The organism is Alistipes timonensis JC136 (assembly GCF_900107675.1).
In the GTDB taxonomy this organism is placed as follows: Bacteria; Bacteroidota; Bacteroidia; order Bacteroidales; family Rikenellaceae; genus Alistipes; species Alistipes timonensis.
Genome location: NZ_FNRI01000005.1, coordinates 270,799 through 294,360, shown reverse-complemented (window position 1 = coordinate 294,360; position 23,562 = coordinate 270,799). Strand labels below are relative to the sequence as shown.

Annotated in this window: 30 protein-coding genes and 1 tRNA gene; 5 read left to right on the top strand and 26 right to left on the bottom strand. The window is 56.6% G+C overall.

Annotated elements, in window-relative coordinates:
* Nucleotide 1 precedes the first annotated feature (1 nt).
* The 22 genes from BLU78_RS08915 to BLU78_RS08810 form a co-directional block, all read right to left on the bottom strand.
* Complete coding sequence (locus BLU78_RS08915) at nucleotides 2-898, bottom strand: gp53-like domain-containing protein (protein ID WP_010260790.1); 897 nt, start codon at nucleotides 896-898, stop codon at nucleotides 2-4.
* 15 nt (nucleotides 899-913) lie between these two features.
* On the bottom strand, nucleotides 914-1,810 hold the full coding sequence (locus tag BLU78_RS08910) for a hypothetical protein (protein ID WP_010260787.1): 897 nt from the start codon (nucleotides 1,808-1,810) through the stop codon (nucleotides 914-916).
* Nucleotides 1,811-1,822: 12 nt separating this feature from the next.
* Nucleotides 1,823-2,197, bottom strand: a complete 375-nt coding sequence (locus BLU78_RS08905) for a hypothetical protein (RefSeq protein WP_010260786.1) — start codon at nucleotides 2,195-2,197, stop codon at nucleotides 1,823-1,825.
* Nucleotides 2,198-2,209: 12 nt separating this feature from the next.
* On the bottom strand, nucleotides 2,210-3,133 hold the full coding sequence (locus BLU78_RS08900) for a tail fiber protein (protein ID WP_026020648.1): 924 nt from the start codon (nucleotides 3,131-3,133) through the stop codon (nucleotides 2,210-2,212).
* A 1-nt stretch (nucleotide 3,134) separates the two neighbouring features.
* Nucleotides 3,135-3,626 carry a hypothetical protein gene (locus BLU78_RS08895; RefSeq protein ID WP_010260784.1) on the bottom strand — a complete coding sequence of 164 codons (492 nt, stop codon included), beginning with the start codon at nucleotides 3,624-3,626 and terminating at the stop codon, nucleotides 3,135-3,137.
* Entirely contained in the window at nucleotides 3,619-4,458 is an 840-nt protein-coding gene (locus tag BLU78_RS08890; protein WP_010260783.1) for a hypothetical protein, read from the bottom strand. The genes BLU78_RS08895 and BLU78_RS08890 overlap by 8 nt, the downstream gene beginning before the upstream one ends.
* Nucleotides 4,455-4,751, bottom strand: a complete 297-nt coding sequence (locus BLU78_RS08885; protein ID WP_010260781.1) for a hypothetical protein — start codon at nucleotides 4,749-4,751, stop codon at nucleotides 4,455-4,457. Before BLU78_RS08885 ends, BLU78_RS08890 begins: the two co-directional genes overlap by 4 nt.
* Nucleotides 4,732-5,064, bottom strand: coding sequence for a hypothetical protein (locus tag BLU78_RS08880; protein ID WP_010260779.1), 333 nt, complete (start codon nucleotides 5,062-5,064; stop codon nucleotides 4,732-4,734). Before BLU78_RS08880 ends, BLU78_RS08885 begins: the two co-directional genes overlap by 20 nt.
* On the bottom strand, nucleotides 5,064-5,681 hold the full coding sequence (locus tag BLU78_RS08875) for a hypothetical protein (protein ID WP_010260778.1): 618 nt from the start codon (nucleotides 5,679-5,681) through the stop codon (nucleotides 5,064-5,066). Before BLU78_RS08875 ends, BLU78_RS08880 begins: the two co-directional genes overlap by 1 nt.
* Complete coding sequence (locus BLU78_RS08870; protein WP_010260776.1) at nucleotides 5,681-6,640, bottom strand: hypothetical protein; 960 nt, start codon at nucleotides 6,638-6,640, stop codon at nucleotides 5,681-5,683. The genes BLU78_RS08875 and BLU78_RS08870 overlap by 1 nt, the downstream gene beginning before the upstream one ends.
* 12 nt (nucleotides 6,641-6,652) lie before the next feature.
* Nucleotides 6,653-7,288, bottom strand: a complete 636-nt coding sequence (locus BLU78_RS08865) for a DUF6046 domain-containing protein (protein WP_010260775.1) — start codon at nucleotides 7,286-7,288, stop codon at nucleotides 6,653-6,655.
* The gene (locus BLU78_RS08860; RefSeq protein WP_010260774.1) at nucleotides 7,288-9,330 is read right to left on the bottom strand and encodes a phage tail tape measure protein; all 2,043 of its coding nucleotides are present in this window, start codon (nucleotides 9,328-9,330) and stop codon (nucleotides 7,288-7,290) included. Before BLU78_RS08860 ends, BLU78_RS08865 begins: the two co-directional genes overlap by 1 nt.
* Before the next feature lie 429 nt (nucleotides 9,331-9,759).
* Nucleotides 9,760-10,089 (bottom strand): hypothetical protein, encoded by a 330-nt coding sequence (locus BLU78_RS08850; protein ID WP_010260770.1) that lies wholly within the window; start codon nucleotides 10,087-10,089, stop codon nucleotides 9,760-9,762.
* Between the two features lie 36 nt (nucleotides 10,090-10,125).
* Nucleotides 10,126-10,536, bottom strand: coding sequence for a hypothetical protein (locus tag BLU78_RS08845; protein WP_010260768.1), 411 nt, complete (start codon nucleotides 10,534-10,536; stop codon nucleotides 10,126-10,128).
* A gap of 12 nt (nucleotides 10,537-10,548) precedes the next feature.
* Nucleotides 10,549-11,748: a DUF2586 family protein gene (locus tag BLU78_RS08840; RefSeq protein WP_010260766.1), complete on the bottom strand. Its 1,200-nt coding sequence runs from the start codon at nucleotides 11,746-11,748 to the stop codon at nucleotides 10,549-10,551.
* A gap of 2 nt (nucleotides 11,749-11,750) precedes the next feature.
* Entirely contained in the window at nucleotides 11,751-12,254 is a 504-nt protein-coding gene (locus BLU78_RS08835; protein WP_010260765.1) for a hypothetical protein, read from the bottom strand.
* A 17-nt stretch (nucleotides 12,255-12,271) separates the two neighbouring features.
* A complete protein-coding gene (locus BLU78_RS08830) occupies nucleotides 12,272-12,787 on the bottom strand; it encodes a hypothetical protein (protein ID WP_010260763.1) in 516 nt (171 codons plus the stop codon).
* Nucleotides 12,784-13,191, bottom strand: a complete 408-nt coding sequence (locus BLU78_RS14225; protein WP_020693161.1) for a structural protein P5 — start codon at nucleotides 13,189-13,191, stop codon at nucleotides 12,784-12,786. Before BLU78_RS14225 ends, BLU78_RS08830 begins: the two co-directional genes overlap by 4 nt.
* Nucleotides 13,097-13,483, bottom strand: coding sequence for a hypothetical protein (locus tag BLU78_RS14010; RefSeq protein WP_010260757.1), 387 nt, complete (start codon nucleotides 13,481-13,483; stop codon nucleotides 13,097-13,099). The genes BLU78_RS14225 and BLU78_RS14010 overlap by 95 nt, the downstream gene beginning before the upstream one ends.
* A gap of 6 nt (nucleotides 13,484-13,489) precedes the next feature.
* Complete coding sequence (locus BLU78_RS08820; protein ID WP_026020647.1) at nucleotides 13,490-14,392, bottom strand: P22 phage major capsid protein family protein; 903 nt, start codon at nucleotides 14,390-14,392, stop codon at nucleotides 13,490-13,492.
* Nucleotides 14,393-14,425: 33 nt separating this feature from the next.
* Entirely contained in the window at nucleotides 14,426-15,550 is a 1,125-nt protein-coding gene (locus tag BLU78_RS08815; RefSeq protein WP_010260750.1) for a head maturation protease, ClpP-related, read from the bottom strand.
* Nucleotides 15,551-15,683: 133 nt separating this feature from the next.
* A tRNA-Met gene (locus BLU78_RS08810) sits at nucleotides 15,684-15,756 on the bottom strand.
* Between the two features lie 134 nt (nucleotides 15,757-15,890).
* On the opposite strand from BLU78_RS08810, the gene BLU78_RS08805 reads away from it, so the two are divergent.
* Genes BLU78_RS08805 through BLU78_RS08785 form a run of 5 tightly spaced genes read left to right on the top strand, consistent with a single transcriptional unit; the run spans nucleotide 15,891 to nucleotide 21,272 of the window.
* Entirely contained in the window at nucleotides 15,891-16,400 is a 510-nt protein-coding gene (locus BLU78_RS08805; RefSeq protein ID WP_010260746.1) for a terminase gpP N-terminus-related DNA-binding protein, read from the top strand.
* Nucleotides 16,401-16,403: 3 nt separating this feature from the next.
* Nucleotides 16,404-17,918: a hypothetical protein gene (locus BLU78_RS08800; RefSeq protein ID WP_010260742.1), complete on the top strand. Its 1,515-nt coding sequence runs from the start codon at nucleotides 16,404-16,406 to the stop codon at nucleotides 17,916-17,918.
* 12 nt (nucleotides 17,919-17,930) lie between these two features.
* Complete coding sequence (locus tag BLU78_RS08795; RefSeq protein WP_010260731.1) at nucleotides 17,931-18,347, top strand: phage protein Gp36 family protein; 417 nt, start codon at nucleotides 17,931-17,933, stop codon at nucleotides 18,345-18,347.
* Nucleotides 18,347-20,851, top strand: coding sequence for a phage portal protein family protein (locus BLU78_RS08790; RefSeq protein ID WP_010260728.1), 2,505 nt, complete (start codon nucleotides 18,347-18,349; stop codon nucleotides 20,849-20,851). Before BLU78_RS08795 ends, BLU78_RS08790 begins: the two co-directional genes overlap by 1 nt.
* A gap of 4 nt (nucleotides 20,852-20,855) precedes the next feature.
* Nucleotides 20,856-21,272, top strand: a complete 417-nt coding sequence (locus BLU78_RS08785; protein WP_010260724.1) for a phage virion morphogenesis family protein — start codon at nucleotides 20,856-20,858, stop codon at nucleotides 21,270-21,272.
* Between the two features lie 42 nt (nucleotides 21,273-21,314).
* On the opposite strand, the gene BLU78_RS08780 is transcribed toward BLU78_RS08785, so the two are convergent.
* The 4 genes from BLU78_RS08780 to BLU78_RS08755 form a co-directional block, all read right to left on the bottom strand.
* Complete coding sequence (locus tag BLU78_RS08780; RefSeq protein WP_010260722.1) at nucleotides 21,315-21,800, bottom strand: hypothetical protein; 486 nt, start codon at nucleotides 21,798-21,800, stop codon at nucleotides 21,315-21,317.
* Nucleotides 21,797-22,066, bottom strand: a complete 270-nt coding sequence (locus BLU78_RS08775; RefSeq protein WP_010260719.1) for a hypothetical protein — start codon at nucleotides 22,064-22,066, stop codon at nucleotides 21,797-21,799. Before BLU78_RS08775 ends, BLU78_RS08780 begins: the two co-directional genes overlap by 4 nt.
* 253 nt (nucleotides 22,067-22,319) lie before the next feature.
* Nucleotides 22,320-22,979, bottom strand: coding sequence for a DUF3164 family protein (locus BLU78_RS08765; RefSeq protein ID WP_010260714.1), 660 nt, complete (start codon nucleotides 22,977-22,979; stop codon nucleotides 22,320-22,322).
* Nucleotides 22,980-23,329: 350 nt separating this feature from the next.
* Entirely contained in the window at nucleotides 23,330-23,557 is a 228-nt protein-coding gene (locus BLU78_RS08755; RefSeq protein WP_231290752.1) for a hypothetical protein, read from the bottom strand.
* Between the last annotated feature and the right edge of the window lie 5 nt (nucleotides 23,558-23,562).

The following is a 23,562-nucleotide window of genomic DNA, read 5'->3' as shown; positions in this document are numbered from 1 at the left end:
TCTATTTCCAGCGGCCTATTGCAAGCCAATAATATACTTCGGCGCCCCAATTGGAGCTGGAGGTGGACCAAACGGTAGTGGCTTTAAAATAAGATGTGGTCATCGTATACACACGTCCCATAACAACGGTTTTATCGGCTCCATTCTTGGGTGTTATGATACATGAATATGGAGTATATGCAAATGCGGTCGGAAAATAAACCGTTGCGCCAGTCGAATTAGCAACGCCGTTAAAGACTCCCCATTGGAACATCAACCCGTCCGGAGCTTTGTAATATCCGTTTTCCGAAAATAACTTTGTCAGCGATACGTTCGACAGGTCCTTGGCGGCCTTGTTATTCCACGTCGATTTTTCGGTTGCTGACGCAAACTGATATAACGTATTGGTGGAAATATACGAAGCCGGAATCGCCGTTAAACTTATAAAGCTGCAGGCGTATGAAACAACCGCGGCAATCTCCTCATCTGTGCTTTCGAATATTCCGGCCGGAAACTCCGAATCATCCACCGAGCCGAAAGCGATGGCATTATTTTCTGCTACAAACCCGAAAACCCCAACGGTCGTGGTGCCCTCTATGTACCACACCATACATTGCAGTCCTCCGAAGCGGACCATGCGGACCTTGCCGATAGCCGTTGCCGCAATGACCTTTTGAAGCACATCGGTAATCGGGGCACTCGTCCCTAAGAAATTCGCCACGGAATCAGCTCCGGCTGCGGGGACCATCTCCGGCAGATCACCGACCTGATACGGCAATTCGTTCCATGCCGTCACGCCGTCGCCGATCTTCTTCTTCCGGGTGTCGGACTCGTACACGACCTCACCTTTGAGCAGGAGAGGATTTGCGGCGGCCAACGCCGCCGCGGTGTACATCGGGAGTTGCAATCTTCCTTTCATCGTGGTTGTTTACGGTTAGGACATTCCGGGAATCGAACATTTGATGATGAGAGAACCACCTGTCAGATCATCGAGTTTTTGTTTATCGGCCGCGGACATCAGGCCGGCAGCGGACGCGGTGGCCACGGTCTTTTCGGCTTTGCCGCTCCATGTGCTTTTCTCAGCGTCCGTTACAAAGCGGTGCGTGGCATCCGGCGTAATCATCGATGCGGGGTGAGTACTTGGGTGGGTGTAATTGTTCGCTCCGGCGGTAATACCCGCCAACTTGGCTTTTTCCTCCGTTGTGTAATCTTCGGTCGATAGCCCTTTACCCGTGACCTTATCGACTTTCTTTCCGATCTGTCCCGCTACCGTAGCGGAAAAGTTGGCATCACCGCCGAGGGCGTCCGAAAGTTCCTTGAGTGTGTCGAGCGCTTCGGGGGAGCCATTAACTACATCTGCAATCTTTTTATCCGCGTAGCTCTTGGCCGACTCCAATGTTGTACGGTCGCCGCTTTCGCGCACGACACGCTCCTCGGTCAGCGAAGTGTCCGTGTAACTCTTGGCCGATTGGAGGGCTGCGGCATCGCCCTGCGTGCGTTTGGTCGCTTCGTCCGCGATGGCATTGTCCGTATAAGTTTTATCGGCCTTCGCATTCCATGCCGACTTTTCCGCGTCTGTCACGAGCCGATGCGTGGCGTCGGCCGCGAGCTGCGCAAGCGTGGTCGGCTGTCCCCAGCCGAGCGCTGACCAAGTTTTCGTGCCGTCGCCGACCTTGAATTTCACGGGGGACGTGCCCTCCACAAATCCGACTTCACCTTTGAGAAGAACGGGGTTCGCCGTGGTCCATTCGGCCTCGGTTCCGGTTGTGTGTGCGATGCGAGCCGCCAGCAAAACTTGCTCCAACGCCGCCAATGCTTGATTGTCTTCCATTGTATTTTGTGTTTATTTGTTGCCTATCAAATCTGCCGGGGACCCTCCTTGAAGGGTTACGCGGGTAGTTCGCTGCACGCAGTCGTTCTCAACGACCGACCGCAGGTTATCCAGTTGTTCGCGGAGTTGATCGATGGCCTCGTCCGACTCCTTTTTGTGTTGCGCGAGGTCGCCCGCGGTCTGCTCGACGGTTTCTTTGAGTTTCTGCCCATCAGCCGCGGATAATTTGCTGTTGAGCTGCTCCGCAAGACCATCGACGCCGCTGATGTCGATCTTGTCCTCGTCCTTGTGCCAAAAGCTATCCCAAGCGTCCGAGAACTGTGCAGCCGTGGGATATTTCCCTTTTCCGAACCATTTGCGGAGTTGTGCCCGTGTGATAATTGCCATTGCGTCCTCGTGTTATTTCGTTCGCATGATGTAAGCCAGCGCATAATACGGCGGGCGGTTCTCGTGGGGCTTGTTCTCGCCCGTCGAATAGGTGCGGCCGTCGCCCTCGTTGAGCGCATTCGCCGAGCCGCCGCCCGTGAAGCGTTTTCCCGCGTGTTGCAGGAACAGCCCGTGATCGTGTGCGGGGAGTTCCTCCACGGTGAGCTGGTGGGTTTTCTTGCCGCCGACCGCACCGAGGGTCTTGTAGTCCTCGTCGCTGCCGTAGTAGCCGACCACGAATCGGCCGCGCAGGTCCGGCAGACGGAAGAAGCCCGCCGAGGTCGTGAGCTGGCGGCCGTTGCAGTCGTAGCCGTTGTTGAAGGCCGCACCGATGGCGGCGAACAGTTCCGGGTACTCCGTCTGCCGGAGCTGCTGCCCCTCGCAGAGCAGATACCCGTCGGGAACCCCGCGCCCGGCCCACGTTTCGACCATGCCCAGCGGCGACGGCTTCATGTCGGCGAGCGTCTTGCGCAGGGCGGCCAGTTCCGCGTCGAGGGCGGGCAGCGATTGGGCCTCGCGGAAATCTTCCCAGCGGTAATTTTCCTCGCCGACGCCGGGCGCGAGCGACCGCCTCACGTATGCCTGCGGATAGTCGTAGCCCTGCGCCTGCACGGAGATCACCTCCTGCTTGAGGTACATGCCGCTGCCGATTGCGCCGCCTTCCCAATACAGCACCTCCCCTTCGGGGTGCTCCCGCGTGTGCAGGAATACGTAACCTTCGGCCCGGCGGGCACCGTTATCCATCGGGTCGCATCCGAGCAGCACGGCCTTGTCGCCCGCCAAGTTGCCGATGATCGACACGACGTGCGCGTTGGTTTGGAGGTAGTCGAGCATTTCGCAGTCGGCGGGAAAGTCCTTGTTCGGCTGCAAGAGGTATCTTCCGTGTATCTGTTTCATTTCAAATGAAGTTTATCGAAAATCGTTTTGATGCCAGCTTATAGGTGTTCACAACACCCGTCACTTGGGCGAGGTCTACCTTGCCGTACAACGCGACGGGCAGGTTCACCCAGAAATCGTAGCCGTTCACGCCGCCATAACCTCGGCGGTTCAGTATCACGGCCCGGCCGGAACCGCGGGCCGGGAACCGAACGCTTTGGTCGGTGTCCCGGTGGTGCAGGATGATATATCCGACGTTCTCGGCATTATCCGTGATCGTAATGCGTCGGTCGATGGGGTCGAACATATCGTTCAGCACGGCCCGCAGGTGACACACCTGGCCGTTATACCGAAGCCGATAATCGGTGTCATACTTCCATTGCATGAACTGCGAATGAAGCATATGTAACGGTGATACGGCGGCGAAAGTCAGCGCGGACAGCAGCGGCCTGCGCCAAAAGGTCGGCAGCAGGAGCAGGGCCAGCCGTTTCACGTTGATGTCGTACTTACCCATTGTAGACCTTCATGTTTAGTTTGACATCGCCCATCTCGAAATATCCCGCCGCCGGAACACACCGGGCGTCAATCGCAGTAACCACGCTTTCCCCTGCGGCGACGGTGGTTGCGCTCCGGAGTTCGGGTATCCTCACGCCGTCGATCTTCTGCAACTGATCCACGAGTGCCATGTTGGTATATTCGCCGTTGAAGGGCAGGTTCTCGATGTAATTCTGTATCGCCTCGCGGCAGGTACTCTCGACCGCCGAGGCAAGCAGCATCGGGTCGAAATAGATGTCCAGTTCGCAGTTGAAGCGGTCGGGCGCGATGTTCACCAGCGACGTCCGCACCCCGGCGTCCTTGATCTCGGCGATGTAGGCTTTGAGCTGGCTTTCGGTCTGCGCGTCGAGCGGACAACGGCGGCCGCCCTGTTCCCCCGCAACCTTGATCGTCAGCAGCGAGGCGTCGTCGCTCTCGTCGGCGACGGCATGCTTGACGACCCGCGCGGCCGTGCTCTCCTCGTCGGTCATGTCCGCCGTGTCGTACTCGTCCGTGTCGGGGATCAGCGTCCGGTCCTTCATAAAAGCCAGCACCCGGTCTCTGTACCATTTCGGGCGGTGCGGGATGATCGCCTCGATACGGTCATCCACTTCCTGCCGATAACTGTCGAATAGCCTCTCCAGCACGAATGCTGCGCAAGCGAAAATGTAGAACAGCACGCTGACAACGGACACCTTGCTGAAATGTGCCGTAAAGCTGTCGCCGACCTTGAACCCGAACAGGGCAGCAACAGACTCGTTACGCATGAAGTCCGAGGTAATGTCCTGCTTTATTTCGTCTACCGTTCTCATTTCACTATAAAATCAATTTCAATTCCCATATACCCGATGCCACCACAGGGAGCGAGCGACACGTCCTGTTCCGATACGGCTGTCGCAGGCTTGATCCGCCGCGCCGCGAGGTGAGCGACGACCTGTTTCTTCGTAACATCCTCCGGGATATACTCCAGCTCGGCCCCCGCCTCCATGTCGTCCGTTACCGCCAGGTCGTTACGCTCGGCAAGTTCGTAAGCAGCTTCGAACGATCCGCACTCCTGGATGGCGATGTCCAGGAGCGACTGCCTGCTATGAATTGTACTCCGCATCGATTGTCAGTTTACCGCTTGTTATATCAATATCTACCTCTTTGACGGTCATACCATCGGACTCCAGCTGCAGGGAGATCTCCCGCGTCCAGCCTGTCGTTTCGTGGTCGTTCACCATGTCTGAAATTCCCACGCCAAGAGTCGGGTACTCCTTGAACTCGCCCTTGACGGACTGCAGAATGATTGCCTGGTTCTGATAGGTCGTATCTCCAACCTCCAACCCCTGGGCGATCAATCCGAGCGCGTCGCGCTCGGTATCCACTTGCAGATCGCCCGTGTTCGGGTCTATCAGTATATCGAGGGCCTTTGGCATTAATGTGTAACCTTCTCGTTTTCCATGTTCTCAATCGTGATCTCCGCCGAGGCCATCGCCCCTTCGAATGCTGCAGCTCCGGTGGCCCCATTGGCGGCCTCTCCGGCTCCGACTGCGGCGATGCCCTGGGCGATGGCCGCCTTCATCGTTTCGCAGTAGGTTTGGAAACTCCGGAATGTCCGCCGGACCTCTTCGACCTTCACCAGACCGCCGTTGTCCTCACCGTCGAGCCGGACCTTCCCGTCCTCAATGTGGACCGTGCTGCCGCCGACGGTGGTAGTTACTTTCTCGGCGGTAGCCTCGACGGTGGTTTTGCCCTGATGAAACCGGATCGAGTCGATTTCGGAGTAGCCGATTGCGTTCAGCTCCCGCAGCGTGCCGCAGGATATATCGGCGACCAATATCACGCTGCCCACGGCCGGGGTGACCAGCAGCCCGTTCTCAGAACCACCTCCGACCGACGAAAGCCGTATGTCGGGGATTTCGAAGTCTCCGATCTTGGCCCGGCAAAGGTCCCCATCGACGGAAACCACCTCCATCAGCCGGAAGTCGAATGTCGGCCGATCTGTTCCGGTAATCGAGCGCAGCAGGTTGCGTATTTTCGTCGTTGTGTCCATTATTCCAGCTTTTTCCCTATGGTAACTTTTCGGCTGCCGCCGCCCTCTTCAAAAGTCGTTTCAACGGCAATCGTATAGTAGTTTCCCGTTTTGTATTCATAGTCGGCATCCCGCAGTACCACGATGTCCGTCGGTTCGGTTCGGGGGATCAGCCACCCGGTGAAGTTTCCCTCATAACCTGTATAGGCTCGTATCTTCAACTCTTCATCGGCTCGTTTCTCCAGCGTCGCCCTGTCCGACACGCCGGGGATTTTGATCGTGAACTTATCTCCGCCCGGCGTTCCCTTGGTGACTTTTACCGTTTTGCCCGCGGCGTCCGTGCCCTCGACGGTTACCAGGAACTTCCGCTTTTTGGCGTCCTTGTACTTGAGGGCCGACTTCTCGATGTTCACGGCGAAGTCGTAAAACACCTTTTTGCCGATCTCGGCATATTGAGGGTGTACGTGCAGCGTTTTCCCCTTCAGGTAGATATTCGCCCGCGTGTCCTCCTGTACCTTCTTCAGCACGTCGTAACCCGTCGCCTGGTAGATGGTGAATTTATCGTACTTGAAGTCGTAGTCGCAGGAAAGGAAGAACCCGCCCAACTCCTTGATAACATGCTCAAGCAACGCCTTCACCGTTACGTTCGACAGCACCGTATCCTTCAGGTCCTTTCGGAAGCGGTATATCTCGTCCTCGCAGTTGATCCGGATCGAGCCGTCGTCGGTGGCGATACTTTCGATATACCCTTCGAACTCGACGGGAAGGTCCTGCAGGTCCGCGTCATAGCCGAATTTTACGACTACCGGGTCACCCTCGGCAAGCTTGTTTTCGACCTCCAGCGTCTTGTTGTTCTCTGAGCCGGGCAAGACGATTACAGCGGTGTCCGCCAAGTTCTCGACGCTGAGTTTTACGGAAACCTTCTCCAAGGTGGTGAGCCGATACTTGCCCAGCGTTATGTCAAAGTTCATCGCATACATTCGAACAGCGTTTTAAAGCGGAATCAGCAGGTCGACGGGGTTGTCGCTATACGCCTTTATTTCGTAGTTCTGATTGTTCAGCCCCTTGGTATGCGGAAAGCTCACGCTCTCAATAGCAAGGTAGCGGATGCCGAACACCTCCAGCACTCCCTGGTCGACCTCAATGGACCGCCGCTCGTTAAACAGGGCAACCAACCGCTTCATATAATCGCCCGGATATTTCGACTGATCCGCCGAGGTCATCACGCCTTGGATCGTAACTTCGTAATCGTCGCGGCTCCAACGTTCCTTTACCGTACCCTTCCCGTCCGCTTTGGCGACCTTCCGGCGGGCGATCACATTCTTACCACTAATCGACACCAGCGGTTCGAACGGCAGCAGGAACTTTTCGCGCCCATCCTTCCAAGATACTGTCATCGGCATCTGCGAGTGGATCACCCCGACGGCCGCGTAGTCCTCCAGGATTTCGTTGGCATCATATACCCGCGTGATAATATCCTTTTTGTCGGGAATGAAGAACGGAGGGAAAGCCCCGTAGCGACCGAGAGCCTTGTTAATGGAGACCTTCGCCGGGTCGAGCGGATTCCCGCTATATCCGGCTTCGACCTTCGGAGCCAGACGGCTCAATTCGTATTCAACCTTTCCCATTACCGCGCTGTATTTGCCATTTCCAACACCCGGATAAGGGCGCTTTCCAAATCCCGCTGCATCACATCCCGGCTGCCCTCATAACCGCCCTCGAACACGATATTCTCGACCAGCGATTTGAGGTTAATTGTGATGGACGTATTCTTACTGCCTCCGGTGGCGATGGCCGATGCGGTTCCGGAACCATTCCCGCTCTCGTCGCCTGCACCGCGGGCCACTCCGTTGCCGTTGCCACCAGCTATACCGGGAACTCTGGGGACTTCAATGCCGAGTTTCTTCTTCAGACCGCCGACCACATCGGACATCGATTTGTCGGAGTTCCAGGACATATTGATCCCAGCGAGCGACTCCTTGGCCTTGCGGGCATCCTCTGCGACCTTCTTGGCCCCATCGATGATGGCCTGCTGCCGGGCCGCCACGTCGGCGTTGATCTGCGCGATGGCCGCCTGGTTCTCAGCCTTGTTGCCGATGCCGCAGGCCACCTTAAACTTGTACCAGCCGAGTTTAATCATATCGAGGCCCAGCATAATGCCGTTGATCAGCGTGGTGAAGTACAGTTTGACGTAGTCGGCAAAGCCCATGAACGTGTATTTCATAAACCCGACCACGCCTTTCCATAGCGATCCCCAGCTCTCGATCTTGTAGCAGAGGTAGGCTATCACCCCGATAAGGGCGACAACGCCCGCGACGATCCAGGTTACCGGGCACGCCAGTAGCGAGAGGTTGAGCGCGTTCTGTGCCCCTGCCCACAACCATTTCGCCGTTGTCACGGCCCCCGCCCATACGGCCATGACCTGCGCCTTGAGGGTAAACAAGGCCATTGCCGTGGCAAGCGATCCCAACAGATAGGTAATTATTGTTACAGGCACGCTGCCTTCCCGCAATTTATTGATCCAACCTCCGAAGAACCCGATTGCCCCACCGATTACACTACCAATTACGGAAAAAGCCCATTGAAAACCTCGTGCGACTGTATTCACTACCGTAAGAACCGTATCCTGGTTGCGCTCGAACCATGATATTACGCCTTCCAGCGAGTTGCCGATTGCATCAAACAGCGGGAGCAGCGAAGCCTTTACGACCGAATACACACGGCCGACACGCTCCTGCAGGTCGCCCATCGTGTTGGTGTGTTGCTTGAGCCTGCCCTCCGGCGTGTTCGCCAGTGCCTCGTTCATCCGCCCGACGTTGTTGTTGATGACCTGGGCGAGAGTAGCCGCACGCTGTTGTTCGTTTCCGTATTTGAGCAGCTTCTCCTCGGCCGCCGTGAAGGTGATCCCGACACGGGTAAGTGCCGAGGTTTGGCCCTGCATTACTTTACCCATCAGGTTGCCGATATTCACCGCATCCTGGTCGGTAGCATTGAGCCCTTTTTGCTGGGCCAACAGGTTGTTCATCGACGGGATCAGTTTGTCGAGACTGTCCTTCCGGGATATGAACGTCGCCAGTTGTTGCGCACCCGCCAGCTGCACTTCGTCGCCGATAATGCCGATGGCCTGCTGGGCCGATGCCAGGCGTTTGATGCTGTCGATCTCGGCGTCCGTCGCCTTGACGCGCTGGCGCAGGACGGTTGCAAGTTTGACCTCGCCCTGCATCTGAATATTCCACGCCTCCTGCGATCCCTTGATGTAGTTGCCGACCTTGTAAATGGCAGCACCCAACCAAAGCAGGGGGTTGGTGAGCATTCCGGCCATCGGAACCGCCGACTTGAGGTTGCCGAACCACGCCTTGAGCCGACCACCGTTAACCGATTCCAGCCGCCGGATTTGTCCCTCCAAGGACTTGACTTCGATATTCGACCGCCGGATGGCATTGATGTTGTTGGCTGGTATCCATTCCTTCTCCGCCCGAAGTGCTGCCACACGTTCCCGAAGGCTGCCCAGGGACACGCCGCACTTTTTCATCGTGGCGTCCGAAGCTGCAACCCGCTGCTGCACCTTGGCCCAGGTCTCCAGCTGCTTGTTGTTGGCGATGCCAATTTTCGTCAGCGTCCCGGAAACTCGGTCTTTGAGTGATAGCGTATATTCGAGAATATTTGACATTTACAAAAAAATTCGTATATTTGAAGCGTATGATAGGAACAATGATAACAATATGGCTCGCCCTGATGGGATGCTACTACCTCTGCGTGGTACTGTTGCGACTTGCATTGAAGTTGCCCGCGGCGGTTGTTTTCGTTGTATGCCTGCCTGCGATGCCTTTTGTAGTAGCCTATCGCAATAGGGAGGAACACCCCATTCAGGCGAAAGCCATATATTGGATGGGTGGAATCTTATACGTGTTGATCGCGCTGATCGTTATTGTCGACGGTCATTTGTAAGCCTCCGCCTCCTTTTCCCGAATCCACATTAACTCATTTACACGCATAGCCCACTCTTCATCGGTAAGGCTATCGGGGTCGATGTGCATATAGTAGCGGAGTTGTGCATCCAGCTGCCGGACCCACTCTCCCGACTCGACCTCGGTAGCCTTTAGAGCTTTTCCAGTTCGGCCTCCGCTACCTCTACAATGTCTGCCACCTGTCCCGATGCGGCCAGGAACAGATCATCGTCCGTGCGGATTTCCGGGTCGCCACCGAGCCAGCATTGGCGCATCAGGGTTTCGTTGAACTTGAGTTGGTCGACCCGTGCAGCAACCGATGCGGCCGAAATATCCTTCCGCCTGGGCTTGCGGAGATAGCACACATGTTTCTTCTCCTCCTTGTCCGTTACGGTGATCTTGAAGATGACCCCACCGTTTTTGCCTTTCCACTCCTGGATTTGCTCCGGGGTGGCCTGTCCGATAATTTCTGTTTTCGACATATTCTAATTGATGTTGTGCCGGGTGTGTCCGGCTGATTACAAAATAGGTTTCCTGTCCAGGAACACGATGGGGAGTTCGATCTCCATGAATTTATCCCCCTGCTTCATCCCCCTGGGGGCTTCCGTGAACTGCACGCCGATAAGCTCGTCGGTCTTTATCACGTCGCCTTTTGATGGATTACCGTAGTTGACCACGGCGGTCAACTCCAAGTCGAGGATTGAACCTCCTCCAGCGACTTCCAAGGCTTCCAACTCCGACTGGAGTATCCCGATGGAACCTTCGTAGCTCTTGTTGCCTTTCTGAATGGATAGGGGCTTATTCCCTTTTCCATAAAGCGCCTCCTTCTCCTGCTTTTCGGTGTAGTTGATCGCGCGGAGGCCCGTCACGTCACGGTTACCCAGGAAAAGAGTAGTGTCCGCAAATTCGTACTGTCTGCTGTCAAACATTTGCTGTCTGGTTTAGGCGGCCTTAAGGCCGAGTTCTACATCGATGTATTTGGCGTATCCGTTCGGTTTCACGCGAAGTTTCACCGCCATCTGCGAGGTCGAAAGAACCTTCTGTTTGTAGTCGATGATACATTCGACACCCGTATCGTTCGGGTCGCCGGGGTCGTTGCCCAGGTTGCCGTTGGCCGTCATGTTCGAAATGATGGCCTGCTCAACGTCGCTCTTGAGGGCCGCGCACCAGGCGGGCGACAGGTTGCCGTCGCTGGCAATGGGGACCTCGTCGTTCAGCGTGTCGAGCGTCGTGTTGTAGGCGATACGATACGCCTTGTCGATTACTCGACGATTCGAAAGGCCTCGGTAATCATCCGCGACTTTGGTCGCCAGGTTGTCATCGGCAATATAGTAGCCCGTGCGGCCGGCAAAGGTCGTGAAGGTGATATATCCCTTTTCGTGGATCGTCTCCACGTCGGCCAGTTCGACCAGCTGGTCGCCGATGTAGATTGCCAGCGGCTTAAGTGCCCCATCCTTGACGCGGCTGATCTTGCGCTGAACAGGCGACACGGCAATACGCCCGGCCACCACGCCCATGCAGGCGTTTTTACTGTTCGGCATGGTGTCGCCGATGACAATTCCGACGCGGTTGTACTCCATTGTGGTAAGCGCCTGCAGCTCGGAAGCATCACCCGTAAACCCGTAGCCCTCGATAAGGGTGAAGATCGGAGCGCGAAGATCGTCGGTGGCCCACTCGCCCAAGCCCTGCGCCTTCACCATTGCCGCCGTCACATCCTCGTCGAGTCCGTTCTTCACGGTCAGTGCATAGCCCTCGGCCGGGGTCTTGAAAGCGATAAGCCCGCGAAGTTTACCGTTTGCCGCCCGGATCAGGGCCTTGGCCCCGGCGGCCGTGTCTTTGTCCAGGACGGACGCGAAGGTCGACGCCTCGGCGAAGCCCATAATCCACAGTTCTGCCCCGTCTCCCGTTTCGGCGTAGAAGTCTTTGACGTTCCGGTACAGGTTCGGGTTGTTCTCCGCAGTCACGCCCAATGCCTCCAGCCCGGCCAGCTTCTTGACCGTGTACGCCTTGCCGAGCTTAAAGCTGGCGTCTCCCTCGACCTCCTTTGCGCCCAGCGCCAGGAAGCCCAGGCAGCCGTCGGCCATAGCCTCGACCTGGCCGAGTGCGCCGTTGGCGAAGATGATTTTTACTCGTGGTAGCATTGCTATTTCCGTTTTACGTTTGTGATTGTTTTGTCCCGAAGCGTCGCCGCGTGGTTGCGAGCATCAGCCTCCCTGAAGAACCCGAATCCGTTTGCGGTCATAAACACTTCCGACGCGTCCGGATATTCTGCAAGAATCCGCTCGCCTTCTTTCTCCAGCCGGGTCTTGCCCCCGGCCTTCGGTTCGGCGGCCTTGCGGGCTGCCTCCTCTGCCGCAGCCTTTTCGGTGGTCTCGCGGGCGGCCAGCTCTGCCGGGCTGGCGGCGTATGATGTTGCGGGCGACGGCGGAGTTTTCTCCACAGTTTCCGCGGCTTTGCAGGCCGCCTGTTCGGCCGCGGCTTTCTCCGCGGCTTCACGGGCTGCTTGTTCGGCTGCTGCCTTCTCGGCAGCCTCGCGGGCAACCTTCTCGGCTGCGGCCTTATCCGCCGCTTCTTTCTCGGCGGCTTTGGCTGCTTTCTCGGCAGCTTTGGCGGCCTTTTCCTCCGGTGTAAGTGTCGGTTTTGTCATTTCTGAATTTTAATTTGTTATTTTCTACCTTTCCAAAGGTTTGTAACGCTATGTATCCAAAGCCATAACGCTCCGGCCAGGATGGCGATAACTCCTATTGCGCAAAGTGCCGTTTGCCACCAGTTGAGCCCACGGCGGGCCTTTTCTTCCGAATGCGTGGCGGTGTTCTCCTTCTCGGCGGCATCCGCGCTCATGGTGGACGAGCCCACCGCTTCGGTATTGGCAGTAGTAACCTGCTGCGCCTGGGTGGCTGCCCTCCGGACCTGCTTGGTTTTTCGCTTCACCGGGGGCGTCCCCGTTGCCGGGTCCACCGGGCGGCTTGTGTCGAACTCGGTTACCTCGGTGATGATCTCCTCGTCTTTCGACAGCTCCGCGTGCGTCGTTGTCTGCTCGGTTACTGTTGTGTCCGCCTCGGCATGAACAGCAGCGGCCGCTTCGCGGACTGTCTCCGTGTCCGACTTCATAGTCTTGCGGGAAGCCCCGCACCCGGAGAGAACCAGCAGGATAAGGACGATAGACGTGGCACGTCTCATACCCTGTACCTTTCGAACAACTCCCAGCCTGCCGTTACATCCTCCATTCGGGCCGGTACTCCGTTTTCGACGAAGCTCATAGCTGCCACTATCGGAATCATCATATCACGCCGTTGGGTGTTGATCTCCATATCGAACGGGACATTTGAGCGAGTTGCCACCGTTACTATGTATTTATCCGTATGGTTCTCCGAGGGTGGCGCCCAGCGGGAAATCATTTCCCGCAAGGTGCGGCAGTTATGCTTGACCCGGTAAGTATGGAGCAGCACGAACATTGCCCGGTAGCCCCATGCCAGCGATTCGAACGCTTTAAAGGCCGGGTCTGTACTCGTCGTCTCTCCTTTGTAGCGGGTCGCGCTCCGGCGGATATTCCCCGGATTGCGGTTTCTCAGTCCTCTGCTCATTTTCTTGTCGTTCGTTGTTTTCGAATAATTTGAGTAACACGGGGCATCGGGCCGACGGTGTCTTACAGCGGAAGGCTTCCTGGATTATCCCGCTCTTACGCTCGGACTCGCGTTCCTTCACCTCGACCTTTTCCTCCAGCTTGGCGACCTTTGCCGTCAGGCGGGCGATCTCCTCCTGCAGGAGAGCCACCAGCTTGGACGTTTCATCGATCCGGCGGCCGTTCTTACCGAGCATCCAGCTAACAACGGCGACGGCGATGGGCGCAATAACGTAGATAATCCAGGTTTCCATTCCCCGCTATGCAGCCGTTCCCTGTTTGATCAGCACGATACCTGCTTTGTCAGCGCGGATGCTCTTGCCTCCGGCACGCTGCAGGAAGGAGATAACATCCCCGTAGAACAGCGGATTACCTTCGTCGTCGAACAGAACCGACTCGCCCAGTGCACGCGACACGCAGTCCTCGTGCCAGGCCAGACCTGCGGCGCAGTCGGTCGCAGCGTCGGCCGCGCTCCACGGTTTGACCGTGCCGTCGGTTGCGACCTTCGCCACCTTAGAACGCTTGTAGAAGTCGAAGCCGAGGTATTTGCCGATCACGCCACGGGCGGGGTCAGCACAGTTGAGGAAGTTGTTCTGCTCGGCGTCGGTCATCGAGTTCATGAGCTGGTTATACATCCGGGCGTCGAGCAGGATGCAACGGCCCTCTTCCGGGAGGTCCTGCTCGTCGAAAAGCGTCTGCAGCTCCTCGACGGTTTTCTTCGTCATCAGCTTGCGGTCACCCGTGGCCCCCTTGATGTGAGCAGCGACAGCTGCCCCGATCGTTTCGACGACTTTCACGCCTTCCGGAATCCAGTCGTAGATAATCGAATCGTAGATGTCCTGCGCGAGTTTGCGACGCGACTGGCGAACGATACTTTCACGTTTGTTGTAGGACAGCTCCACCTGCTCGGCGTGGGAGATGCGCACCGGATCGACGGTGAACTCGTCCATGTCATACGTCAGGTCGACGTCCTCACGCTTGGTTACGCTGGCGGGGAATACCGTGCGGTTTTTCTCGACGTTCGGAGCCGCACCGGCGTTCGGGACGTGGACGGTCTTGTTGTTGACGAACTCGCTGTGGTCGACCGAGCGGGCCGCAAAGGTGTTGTTGGCGAAAAGCCCTTCGATGATGGATTTCACCCAAATTTCAACTTGTAATGCCATTCTTGTAATGTGTTTTAGAATTTACGGTTTCAGTTATCCCCGGCAGACACGCAGGGCGGCGGACATCTCCTTGTACTTCTTCTCGTACAGGTCAGGATCGTTGGCCTTCAGTTCGGCGAGCAGCCCGGCCCGGTCCAGTTCGTCCCACGACATGGCGGCGAACTTCGCGGAGTCACCGCCGCCTTTGCCGACCATGCCCGCGAGCTTCGTGCGCTCCGGAACGCCGTTGAAAATCTTACGGGCACTCTCCGGGTTGGCTTTGTACATCGCAACAGCGTCCTCCTTGGCATCTGCGTCGATCTTGCCCGCTTTGACGAGACTCTCGGCAAACGCAACAGCCTCGGCGGCCACGGTGTCCTCCTTCTCTTTCTTCAGCCGTGTGACCTCTGCATCGGCTGCATCCCTTGCGGTCTTGAGGTCTGCGATTTCTTTGTCCTTCGCGGCGATGGTGGCGATAATCGCCGCACTCACGGCGGCCTCGTCCAGCGGGCCGTTCTTGCTGCCGAGCGCCGCGTTGGCCTCGGCCGACAGATTGATTTTTTCCATTTTTTCTTGATTGGTTTGGTATTCAGCTTCGACAGCCGCAACCAGCTGGAGCGGCTCTAAACCCATGTATTCGTTCTTTGCGGACCCGGTGATCTCGTCGCACAGCCCGGCGGCTTTCGCCTCTTCGGCCGAGAACCAGGTCTCCTCCTGCATCAGCTTCGCCATCGCCGCTTCGTCCTTGCCCCGGCGGATAAGAACCTTGCGCAGCATATCGGTAAGCCGGGCCAGGGCCTTCTTCTGTTTAGCACTCATCGCCTTTTCATTCGTCCCTGAAAAGTAGGGGTCGTGGATCATCATTTTGGCGAAATCCATCATACATACCCGGTCCGCGGCAACCGCAATAACGGCAGCCATTGACGCCGCGATACCGTCAATGTGTACGCAGACGGGGGTGTTCATGGAGCGAATCGCCGAAATGATGCTCATGCCCTGGAAGACATTGCCGCCGGGAGAGTTCATCCGGATATGAATAAGGTCGAAGTCACCCCGGTCGAGTGACGCGAGTTCATGGGCGAAATAGTCGCCGTCTACTTTCGGCCCGATTGTGCCGTAGAGTCGCATCACAGCTTCCCGCTGCACTTCATTTACGGAATCTATATATGTTTTTTCCATTGTTTTCCACCTGCAGCGGCTTAACCAGGTAGCAATTCGCCGCTGCGCCATTGTTTCAATGAACACCGACCGTTGCTACTCGGCTGCCGATGTCCGTCCATCATAAAAAGTTCGCTATCCACACGAAAGGTTGATGCGGGAGAGGGACTCGAACCCCCGGCCTTCAGGTAATGAGCCTGACGAGCTGCCATCTGCTCCACCCCGCAGTGCAAAGTTGGGCAAAGGTTCACGTCTTAACAAAATGTGTGTAAAGAACTTACATACATTTTTATAATGCGCGGGAAAGACCCCACTTTTGCATCGACAAACAACCCCCGACGGGTAATTTTTGAAAATATGAATGGCTAAACAGACAAAGAAGCCGAGGACGAAGCGCGAGCTGGACGTTCTCCGGGACTATGCGTTCCGCCTGTATTTGAGCGGCGAAACACAGAAGATCATCGCCGCGAAAACGGATTTGACGGAAGCGACCATCAGCAAGTGGGCGAACGAGGACAACTGGGAGCGGCAGCGAAAGGAACAAAGCACCTCGACGATTGCCCTGGTAAATTCGTTGATGCTCGCCGCGAAGAAAATTTCAGAGCTGATCATCGCCAAGTTGAACAAGGGCGAAACGGACAACATCGATGCAATCACCAAACTGTCGGACAATATCGCCAAAGTCATGGCCTCGGCGAAACGTATCGCCAAGGGCATCACGAAGGACGAGGTGATCGACGTAATCATCGACCTGGAGCAATGGCTTATGCAGCGGATGGAGACCGACGACGAGCTGACTCCGGAACTGATCTCGACGATTAACAAATACCACAAGAAATACATCGAATATATCTCGGCCCAGGAGGCGTAGCTAATGGCAGCGGCGAGCAAGAAATACAAGGAAGCGTGGGAGCGATGGGTGTTGCATTGCCAGGACATCAAAAGCGCAACGACCAAGACAGCCAAGGGCGAGGATAAGGATCAGCAGGCTCGTATCAAGCGCGCGAAGTCCGACTATGCCTATTTTGTGCAGACGTACTTTCCACACTTGGCCGTCAAAGCCTGCGGCAAGTTCCAGATCGACGCGGCGAGCTACATTCTCAAGAACGACCGCGCTCGCTGCGTGTTCGAGTGGGCGCGTGGTCACGCGAAGTCTTCCCATATTTCGTTGATGATCCCCCTGTGGCTGAAAATCCAGGACAACCGCCAGCCGATGGTGATGGTCCTTGTGTCCAAAAGCCGGGATGCCGCGAAGCGTCTGCTCGGTGACCTGCAGGCGGAATTCGAGTCAAACGACCTTTACATTCACGACTTCGGAGCGCAAAAAGGCGAAGGCCTGTGGACTGATGGTGAGTTCGTCACTGCCAGCGGCGATATGTTCATCGCTCTGGGGCGCGGGCAGACACCGCGAGGCATTAAGAAGCGCGGTATTCGTGTTAACTACATCAGCATCGACGACATCGACGATGACGAAATGTGCCGCAATCCCCGACGCGTCGGCGACACGGTGGACTGGTGCTTATCGGCCCTTTACGGTACGATGGAGATGGGGCGCGGTCGTTTTGTCTTGGTTGGGAACCGCATCGGCCGCAAGTCCGTTCTGGGGGATATGGCCGAGCGGCCGCATTTCTATCATACCGTTGTGAACGCTCTCGACGCCAGGGGACGCCCTGTCTGGAAGGAAAACTACACCCTGGAGGAGATTCACAACAACCGGGTCGAGATGGGAGAGCGACGCTTCCAAAAGGAATATATGAACAATCCGGTCAATGAGGGAACGATCTTCGAAGAGAAGTATATCCGGTTTGGCAAAATGTTGCGGATGCGGGAATATCGCGGTATCATCTGCTACACCGACCCCTCCTTCAAATCTTCGGCGACGGCCGACTACAAAGCGACGATGCTGGTCGGCATAACGCCACAGGGTAAATACCATGTGTTGAAGGCTTATGCTGACCAAACGAAGGTGTCGACGATGGTCGAATGGCATTACGACGCCCACGATTACGTTGGTGACAACCCGACCCGTTACGAAATGGAGGCGGGGTTCATGCAAGACCTTCTGCTGGACGAGTTCCGCAAGTACGGGGAGAAGGTCGGATATCAGATACCCATTGTCGGGGATACCCGCAAGAAGCCGGACAAGTTCGCCCGTATCGAAGCCCTGCAGCCGCTTTTCGAACGCGGGGACATCATTTTCAACGAACTGGAGCGCGACTCGCAGGGCATGCAGGTTCTAATCGAGCAGCTTCTCTGCTTTGAAAAGGGCAGCAAGGTCCACGACGACGCACCTGATGCGCTGGAGGGGGCAATCTGGAAATTGAGTAATTCCGTGCGCAAGACGAACAACCGCTATGCGGTGGGCCAGCGGGCCAGCCGCAGGTGGTAAAACAATATCAGTATGTATTTAGAACCGGAAGAACTGCACAGCAGTATGTACGCCCATATCATCGACGAAATTACAGAGGGCGACGAGCAGATCGTATTACAGGCTATCGAAGCGGCCATCGAAGAGGTACGTTCATATCTGCGGCCGCGGTACGACGCGGACAAGATATTCGCGGCCGAGGGTAAGGACCGCAACGCGCTGATCCTGGAAGATACCAAGGTCGTAACCGTGTGGAACATCATCAAACTGTCGAACGCCGAAACTATATACGAAATATGGAAGGAGCGTTACGACCGTGTCATCAAGTACTTGGAGGGCGTGGCCGAAGGTACACGCACGCCGAGCCTTCCGCTGCTGACCGACGAGAAAGGCGAAGTGAAGATCAAAGCCCGGTTTGGGTCGAATCCTAAATTCAGACACTCATTCTAATGAAGAAGATCGGATACAAAACAAAGGCGGCGCGGATGGAGGCCGCCGCCGAGAAGCCGAAGAAGGACAGCCGTAAAGACGTCCGGCTAATCCGCCGCGTTATCAAGCGGCAGGAGTCGATTACCCGAAAGGATATCGCCGATTGGAAACGGGCGCGGCAACAGGCGACCAGCACCACCGAGCCGAAGCAGGTACTCCTGCAGAACCTTTTCTCGGATATCATGGACGACGCCCTGATGACGTCGCAGGTGTCGGTTCTCCGCATCGGCAAGAGCCAGGGGGCGAACTTCGAACTGCAGGTGAACGGGAAGCGGGACGACGAGGAAACGCAGAAGCTCAAGGATTCCGGCCTGTACGAGGACCTTGTCGAACTGATCATCGAGTCGCAGTTCTTCAACCACTCCCTGATCGAGTTCAGCTATGGTCCGGACGGACTGGAGGCGGATTTGATCCCGCGCACGAATGTCTCCCCGGAGGTCGGGAAATTCTATCCCGACACGTCCGGAACTGAAACACTCGATTACCGGGAACTGCCGGAGTTCAGAAAGTGGCTCGTCGAGATATATCCCCGCAAGCGCGACCTCGGACTATTGAACAAGGCCGTGCCCTATGTGCTGATCAAAAAATTCGCGCTTTCATGCTGGAGCGAGTTATGCGAGATATTCGGCATACCGCCCCGCGTGATGAAGACGAACACCACCGACGACGACATGCTGGAGCGTGCCGAAACGATGATGCGGGAGATCGGCTCAGCCGCCTATTTCATCATCGACACCACGGAGGAGTTCGAGTTTGCGCAGGGGGTAAGTACCAACGGCGACGTTTACAAGAACCTTATATCGACCTGCGATCAGCAGCTCTCACTTCTCAACCTCGCGGCTGTAGTCGGCCAGGACACCGAGAACGGCAACCGTTCGAAGGAGGAGAGCAGCACCAAGCTCGTCGAGTCGGTCGTGAAGGCCGACAACCGCCTGATCGAGTCGTCTTTCAACCGGAAGTTCCTGCCCGCATTCGCCGCTATTGGATTTCTCAAACCGGGCCTTCGCCTGGTAATCACTAAGGAGATCGACCTTGAGAAGCTATGGAAGATGGTACACGAAGCGTCGCAGTATTATGATGTCGACCCGGCTTGGATTAAAGACACCTTCGGTATCGAGGTGATTGGGAAAAAGTCGTTCGACGTGCAGCCGCCGGGTGGTGGTGATGGCGGGGACGGTGACGAGGGGGAGGGCCGCGCTTTTTTTCCGGACGCCCCGCAGGCCGGGGCATCGAATGGCAGCGACCTCACGGCGCTTAACGAGCAGCTGATCCAGCGCGTCGCCGACGGCAAGACGACCTATTGGGACGCGGACCTGTTCCGGCATTTGGCAAACGACCTTTTGAAAGGCTTTCAAAAGGGGTTCAAACACCGCCGCGGAACGCCGAAAAACGAAATATCGTACAGCGCTCCGGATGATGTCTATACCGCCGCAATGGAGCAGAACCTATTCCACTTTTCGGCGGCAAAAACGCTCGCCGAAGTGCAGGAACTTAACCAGGCTTTCCGCGAGAGTAAAAGCTACAACGATTTCAAGGGCCGGGCCGAGGGAATCACGTCGACCTTCAACGATACATGGCAGCGCACCGAATACCGGACGGCCGTGCAGGTCGCCGAGTCGGCAAGCCAGTATCGTCAGCTGCAGGCGAGCAAAAAGGTGCTGCCCTTGTGGGTCTACCGTACCGTCGGCGACGGACAGGTGCGCCCGGAACACGCCGCGCTCGACGGGCTGACGCTCTCGGCCGACGACCCAATGTGGAGCGAGATATATCCGCCGAACGATTGGGGTTGCCGCTGCTGGGTCGACGCCATCATGGCCGACGAGTTCGACGGGGACACCGATGCTGAGCGCGGGAAGGTTCAAAAGTTCATGTCGACGTCCGAGTGGAAGCGGGCGGCTGCCCAGGGCTGGGGCGTGAACCGCGCCGAGTTGGGCGAAGTGTTCACGGCGAATCAGATGTACATCCGCAAGTTTCCCGACCGGGCGGCGTCCCTCGTCGGCAAATTGTACTCCAGCCACTATGGGCTGCCGTCATTCGGCAAATGTCTGGCCGGGGCGACGAAGTCCCTGCAGGAGTTCACGGGCAAGCCGTCCGAATGGCTCGCCAAAAACGGGCGAATGACGGACTTTTCCGGCAAAACGGTAGCCATGACCGCCACGACGCTCAAAGCCCACACAACGGGCGGAAACGGGGCGAAGCGGGCCGCGCTGCTCGGCAGTCTGCAGGATGTACTCAAGAATCCCGACGAAGTATGGCTGAACGACTATAAAACGGTGTTTAACTGCTACAATTACATCAAATTTTACCAGGGGAAAGCCATCAATGTCGTGTGCAGCATCCACGATGGGAGAACGCTGGAGGTCGACACATGGCTGGAGATCGGGCCGGAGTCCGCCGGGACGAAGCTGGCGAAAACCGCAGACCCGCGTTGGAGATACCGCCGGGGGCTGCTGATTAAAAAATAGAGTGATGATACCGAAAGGAGTGCTTGAGGGACTGCGTGTGGATATGCAGGAGGTTGCCAACCTGGCAGCGGCTACCGGGGTGTCCTATTTTAAGGGGGCCTTCCGGAGTAAGGCGTTCGATGGCAAGGCATGGCCCAGGGCCAAGGTCGACGAAGCTGGAAAGCGGCGACGTGGTTCGCTGATGGTGCAGAGCGCCGCGCTGATGAACAGCGTCCGCACGGCCGAGGCAACGCCTGACCGTGTGGTATGGGCGGCCGGGAATGAAAAGGTCCCATACGCTCAGGTTCACAACGAGGGCGGCCGGGCCGGACGCGGTGCGGGGTTCGACATGCCGAAACGTCAGTTCATGGGTGAAGCCGAAGAGCTGGAGGAGCAAATCGGCCGACGTATCAACATTTTCCTGCAGGGGATATTCAAGTAAAAAAGGCTGGGCAATTTGCCCGGCCTTTCTCATGCCCTTTGTTTAGTTGAGCTCCAACTTAACGCTCGTAACCTTTGCCGTGGAACCTCCCGTGTCGAAGCCGACCATGTAGGCTGTTTGGTAGGTCAGTTCGTAACACTCCCGCGAGCTGTCTGCAACGATCTTGCGCAACCTCGTCCGGAACAGCGGCGCATAGTCGCCCGCCGAAAACATGTGCAACGCCGTATGTATCTTGGCAAGCAGCCCAATGATCCGGTAGGCATCTTCCTTTTTCGGAGCCGTTAGCGAGGACGATGTGAGCCGGAGATTCGCCACCGTAACGGTAATCTGCGTATCGGCGACCTGGCCGCCGTTGCCCGTTTGCGTGAAAGAAACATCCTTCAGGTCGAGCAGGGCGCACGGAAATTTTACGGCGGGTTTCTCCAGCGAGAGCTGTCCCCAATCCTTATCGACGTAGGCAAGCTCCGGGACGGTCTTTCCGAGGTGATCCTGTACGTCCAGCAGGATGGTTGTTATTTCGTCCATCATCCGAAAATAAGGTGTAAGCCAATAGCGAGCGTCCAGTAGGCGAGGCCGGGGACGAAGGTCAGCAGGTGGCTGCGCCAGTCGCACCCTACATACCGCTTGCGGTTGCGGATGAAGAGAACGGTCGCAGTTACCAGTACGCAGAAGCCGCTGGCGGCGATCCCCGCCCGGAACCCCATAGGGCTGAACAGCAGAAACGGCCAAACGACAGCGTTCATGCCCGCCGAAAGGTTCTGCCTGTCGATTTTATTCAGTTTCGCTTGTGTCATCGTCGAAAAGTTTTAATTGTCGTAGGTCCTCCGGGGCGTCGCTCTTGAGATCGCCCAAGGGGGTGTTTATGTACTTGAGTAATGTCCGGTAGCAACACGGGTACACGGGGTTCACGTACTGCCGCCAGACCTTATAGTAGCTCTTGGCGTAGTTTCCCGGCTCATAATGCTGCTGCACGATGTCGCAGACCAGCTTTATGCGTCGCAGCGTGTTTTTATGGTGCTTCCCCATGTTGCCTGCCGGATCGGTTTATTACGCTTCGGTCATGCCCAGGGGAATATACCGCCACACACCGTTTTCGTCCTGGAACTCCGCACGGATGTAGGTTTTTGAGAAGTTCGGGATGTGCGCCTCTTTGATGATGGCGATACCCTCGTTGAGACGGTCGTTGTTCAGCTCCGCTGCGAGTTTATCCAGCTGCAGCACTTTGTTCGCCTTGAGGTTCCCGGCCTGGTCGCGGGCGATCAGGCGCATGATCTGATTGACGAGCGCCTTCGTTTCGTCGTCCTTGATCAGCCCGATGACCGAATCCTTCACGATGGCGATGCCGTCCTCGACCGTATCGCGCCAGCCATCGACGACGCAACGGCCGATGGTGATCCGTTTGTTGCCATCAGAATTGGTGAAGGTGTGGCTTTTCTGCCCGTCCTTCACTCGCTTGAGGACCCCGGCCTTCATGTCGAGGATTTGCCGAAAGTTGTCGATGACCTTCTCCTTCACGGTCCGGATGTCACCGCTCAACTCCTGCAGCATGGGAATAGCCTGCTCGATCTCCTCGTCGACCAGTTGACTGTAAATTTCGCGGTCTTTCTTGGCCTTCTCGGCCGCCGCTTTCTTTTCCTGTTCGGCTTTGAAAGCCTCGTACTGTGCCGCTTCCTCGGCGGTCATCTGTACCGTTTTTATCTGTTCCATAAATTTGGTGTTAAATGATTTTTTCCTGTATAATAAAATCGACCAGCTTCGCTCGCTGGGGCTCGGCGATCAATGCCAGTAGGTCAGTCAGAACCTTGATGTATTCCAGACCGAAGGAGCTGATTTGTACCTCTGGAATGGTGCATATAGGCGTGTATTTCGGCTCTGTCCTGTTAGCTGGAGCCCCATTGTCGGGGGGGGGGGATTTCGGGGGCTTTACGTGTGTATTTACGCTTTGTAGTTCCTGCGGCCTTCGAAGGCTTACCCGCTGCGCCTCGGAGCAGCTTCCCCGGTGGCATCGGGATTTCACTTGAAAAAATAGGGTCCTGTTTCATTGTTCTGATGTTTTATTACTGTTCGATAAACCAGCCTTCTTTCAGAAGTTGCGAACGACGGATGCCGGAGCGCAGCTCTTCGCGGTGTGCCTCTCCGCAGCGGTCGCATCGAAGCTCCCGCACGACCTTGTAGATTGGCTTCTGTTTCCGGGGAGAATAGCGTATCGTCCGCTCGGCAAACACCTCCTCGTAGTTGCGGTGGCCGAAGATTCGGCACATCCACCTTTTAATTCGTGTTTTCATTTTGT

Bases quoted from the DNA above. Each gene is read 5' to 3' on its own strand.
- BLU78_RS08805 (WP_010260746.1), top strand. From the start codon at position 15,891: ATGGCTAAACAGACAAAGAAGCCGAGGACGAAGCGCGAGCTGGACGTT.
- BLU78_RS08905 (WP_010260786.1), bottom strand. From the start codon at position 2,197: ATGGCAATTATCACACGGGCACAACTCCGCAAATGGTTCGGAAAAGGG.
- BLU78_RS08875 (WP_010260778.1), bottom strand. From the start codon at position 5,681: ATGGACACAACGACGAAAATACGCAACCTGCTGCGCTCGATTACCGGA.
- BLU78_RS08790 (WP_010260728.1), top strand. From the start codon at position 18,347: ATGAAGAAGATCGGATACAAAACAAAGGCGGCGCGGATGGAGGCCGCC.
- BLU78_RS08880 (WP_010260779.1), bottom strand. From the start codon at position 5,064: ATGCCAAAGGCCCTCGATATACTGATAGACCCGAACACGGGCGATCTG.
- BLU78_RS08850 (WP_010260770.1), bottom strand. From the start codon at position 10,089: ATGTCGAAAACAGAAATTATCGGACAGGCCACCCCGGAGCAAATCCAG.
- BLU78_RS08785 (WP_010260724.1), top strand. From the start codon at position 20,856: ATGATACCGAAAGGAGTGCTTGAGGGACTGCGTGTGGATATGCAGGAG.
- BLU78_RS08895 (WP_010260784.1), bottom strand. From the start codon at position 3,626: ATGGGTAAGTACGACATCAACGTGAAACGGCTGGCCCTGCTCCTGCTG.
- BLU78_RS08820 (WP_026020647.1), bottom strand. From the start codon at position 14,392: ATGGCATTACAAGTTGAAATTTGGGTGAAATCCATCATCGAAGGGCTT.
- BLU78_RS08870 (WP_010260776.1), bottom strand. From the start codon at position 6,640: ATGTATGCGATGAACTTTGACATAACGCTGGGCAAGTATCGGCTCACC.
- BLU78_RS08795 (WP_010260731.1), top strand. From the start codon at position 17,931: ATGTATTTAGAACCGGAAGAACTGCACAGCAGTATGTACGCCCATATC.
- BLU78_RS08865 (WP_010260775.1), bottom strand. From the start codon at position 7,288: ATGGGAAAGGTTGAATACGAATTGAGCCGTCTGGCTCCGAAGGTCGAA.
- BLU78_RS08890 (WP_010260783.1), bottom strand. From the start codon at position 4,458: ATGAGAACGGTAGACGAAATAAAGCAGGACATTACCTCGGACTTCATG.
- BLU78_RS08845 (WP_010260768.1), bottom strand. From the start codon at position 10,536: ATGTTTGACAGCAGACAGTACGAATTTGCGGACACTACTCTTTTCCTG.
- BLU78_RS08900 (WP_026020648.1), bottom strand. From the start codon at position 3,133: ATGAAACAGATACACGGAAGATACCTCTTGCAGCCGAACAAGGACTTT.
- BLU78_RS08765 (WP_010260714.1), bottom strand. From the start codon at position 22,979: ATGGAACAGATAAAAACGGTACAGATGACCGCCGAGGAAGCGGCACAG.
- BLU78_RS08780 (WP_010260722.1), bottom strand. From the start codon at position 21,800: ATGATGGACGAAATAACAACCATCCTGCTGGACGTACAGGATCACCTC.
- BLU78_RS08885 (WP_010260781.1), bottom strand. From the start codon at position 4,751: ATGCGGAGTACAATTCATAGCAGGCAGTCGCTCCTGGACATCGCCATC.
- BLU78_RS08775 (WP_010260719.1), bottom strand. From the start codon at position 22,066: ATGACACAAGCGAAACTGAATAAAATCGACAGGCAGAACCTTTCGGCG.
- BLU78_RS08830 (WP_010260763.1), bottom strand. From the start codon at position 12,787: ATGAGACGTGCCACGTCTATCGTCCTTATCCTGCTGGTTCTCTCCGGG.
- BLU78_RS08860 (WP_010260774.1), bottom strand. From the start codon at position 9,330: ATGTCAAATATTCTCGAATATACGCTATCACTCAAAGACCGAGTTTCC.
- BLU78_RS08910 (WP_010260787.1), bottom strand. From the start codon at position 1,810: ATGGAAGACAATCAAGCATTGGCGGCGTTGGAGCAAGTTTTGCTGGCG.
- BLU78_RS14225 (WP_020693161.1), bottom strand. From the start codon at position 13,191: ATGAGCAGAGGACTGAGAAACCGCAATCCGGGGAATATCCGCCGGAGC.
- BLU78_RS08755 (WP_231290752.1), bottom strand. From the start codon at position 23,557: ATGAAAACACGAATTAAAAGGTGGATGTGCCGAATCTTCGGCCACCGC.
- BLU78_RS08835 (WP_010260765.1), bottom strand. From the start codon at position 12,254: ATGACAAAACCGACACTTACACCGGAGGAAAAGGCCGCCAAAGCTGCC.
- BLU78_RS08915 (WP_010260790.1), bottom strand. From the start codon at position 898: ATGAAAGGAAGATTGCAACTCCCGATGTACACCGCGGCGGCGTTGGCC.
- BLU78_RS08840 (WP_010260766.1), bottom strand. From the start codon at position 11,748: ATGCTACCACGAGTAAAAATCATCTTCGCCAACGGCGCACTCGGCCAG.
- BLU78_RS14010 (WP_010260757.1), bottom strand. From the start codon at position 13,483: ATGGAAACCTGGATTATCTACGTTATTGCGCCCATCGCCGTCGCCGTT.
- BLU78_RS08800 (WP_010260742.1), top strand. From the start codon at position 16,404: ATGGCAGCGGCGAGCAAGAAATACAAGGAAGCGTGGGAGCGATGGGTG.
- BLU78_RS08815 (WP_010260750.1), bottom strand. From the start codon at position 15,550: ATGGAAAAAACATATATAGATTCCGTAAATGAAGTGCAGCGGGAAGCT.